This window comes from Longimicrobium sp. (assembly GCF_036280135.1).
GTDB lineage: Bacteria > Gemmatimonadota > Gemmatimonadetes > Longimicrobiales > Longimicrobiaceae > Longimicrobium.
On the sequence record NZ_DASURI010000590.1, the window covers coordinates 1 to 2,134 of the forward strand.

Consider the following 2,134-nt stretch of genomic DNA (forward strand, 5'->3'; position numbering starts at 1 on the left):
CGGACCACCAGGTCAAGGTGCGCGGGTTCCGCATCGAGCCGGGCGAGATCGAGGCGCGGCTGGCGGAGCACCCGGGCGTGCGCGCGGCCGTCGTTCTCGTCCGGGAAGACGCGCCCGGGGACAAGCGGCTCGTGGCGTACGTGGCCGCGGACGAGACGGCGTCGGCCGATGCGCTGCGCGCGCACCTGGCGGAGCGGCTGCCGGCGTACATGGTGCCGGCGGCGTACGTGCGGCTGGACGCGCTGCCGCTCACGCCCAACGGCAAGGTGGACCGCCGGGCCCTCCCCGCGCCCGACGGCGAGGCGTTCGGCATCCGCGGGTACGAGGCGCCGTCCGGCGCCACCGAGCAAGCCGTCGCGGACGTGTGGGCCGAGGTGCTGGGCGCGGAGCGGGTGGGCCGCGGCGACGACTTCTTCGACCTGGGCGGGCACTCGCTGCTGGCCGTGCGCCTGGTCTCGCGCGTGCGGCAGGCGCTGGACGTGGACGTGGCCCTGGGCGACCTGTTCGAGCGCCCCGTGCTGGCGGACTTTGCCCGCGGGCTGGAGACGGCGGCGCGGGCCGGGACCCTGGCCGTCGTGCCGGTGGACCGCGGCGCGCCCCTTCCCGCGTCGTTCGCGCAGCAGCGGCTGTGGTTCCTGGAGCAGCTGGGCGGCACGGGCGCGGCCTACAACATCCCCCTGCGCCTGCGGCTGCGGGGCGAGCTGGACCGCGCGGCGCTGTCGCGGGCGCTGGACCGCATCGTCGCGCGGCACGAGTCGCTGCGGACCGTGTTCCCCGCCGTGGACGGCCAGCCCGTGCAGCGCATCGCCGCCGTGGAGGAGAGCGCGTTCCGGCTGGTGGAGCACGACCTCCAGGGGACGGCGGACGCCGAGGACGGGCTGCGCCGGCTGATGGCGGACGAGGCCGGCGCGCCTTTCGACCTGGTGGACGGGCCCCTGGTCCGCGGGCGGCTGGTGCGGATGGCGGCGGACGACCACGCGCTGCTGGTGACGATGCACCACATCGTCAGCGACGGCTGGTCCATGGGCGTCCTTGCCCGCGAGCTGGGCGCGCTGTACGGCGCCTTTGCCCGGGGCGAGGCCGATCCCCTCCCGCCGCTCGCCGTGCAGTACGCGGACTACGCGGCGTGGCAGCGGCGCGTGGTGGACGGCGCCCTGCTGGAGCGGCAGGCCGGCTTCTGGGAGCGGAACCTGGCGGGCGCGCCGGAGCTGCTGGAGCTGCCCGCGGACCGCCCGCGTCCCCGCACGCGGGACTTTGCCGGCGCGTCGCTGCCCATCGAGCTGGACGCGGAGCTTACGGCGGCCCTCAAGGCCCTGTCGCGGCGCCACGGCACCACGCTGTTCATGACCCTGCTGGCGGGGTGGGCCGTGGTGCTGGGCCGGCTGGCCGCGCAGGGGGACGTCGTCATCGGCACCCCCGCGGCGGGACGCGACCGGCGGGAGATCGAGGACCTCATCGGCTTCTTCGTGCAGACGCTGGCGCTGCGCGTGGACCTGTCCGGCGGGCCCACGGTGGCGGAGCTGCTGGGACGGGTGCGGGCGGGGGCGCTGGAGGCGCAGCGGCACCGCGACATCCCCTTCGAGCAGGTGGTGGAGCGGCTTCGCCCCGCGCGCAGCCTGGCGTACCACCCCCTGTTCCAGGTGCTGTTCGCCTGGCAGAACGCGCTGGGCGAGTCCGTGGCCCTGCCGGGGCTCCAGGCGGAGGACGCGGCCGACACCGCCCAGCGCACGGCCAAGTTCGACCTGTCGCTCACCCTGTGGGAAGACGGCGGGCGCATCACCGGCGGGCTGAACTACGCCACCGCGCTCTTTGACCGCGCCACCGTGCAGCGCCACGCGCGCTACCTGCGGATGGCGCTGGAGGAGATGGCGGCCGGGGAGGACCGTCCCGTGGCGCGGCTCGACCTGCTGCCGGCGGACGAGCGCGCGCTGGTGCTGCGGACGTGGAACCGCACGGACGCGGACTACCCCGCCGCGTGCGTCCACGCCCTGTTCCGCGCGCAGGCGGCGCGGACGCCGGACGCCGTTGCGCTCGTCTGGCAGGGCGAGCGGGTGACGTACGCGGAGCTGGGGCGCCGGGCGAACCGCATCAGCCACGCGCTGCGGCGGCGGGGCGCGGGGCCGGAGGTGTGCGT

At 76.4% G+C, this 2,134-nt stretch carries 1 protein-coding gene; it reads left to right on the forward strand.

The genetic code is table 11. The annotated features are described in order from the left end of the window. The coding region (locus VFZ20_RS19080) for a condensation domain-containing protein (protein ID WP_329685523.1) at positions 1-2,134 on the forward strand (2,134 nt) is incomplete at both ends.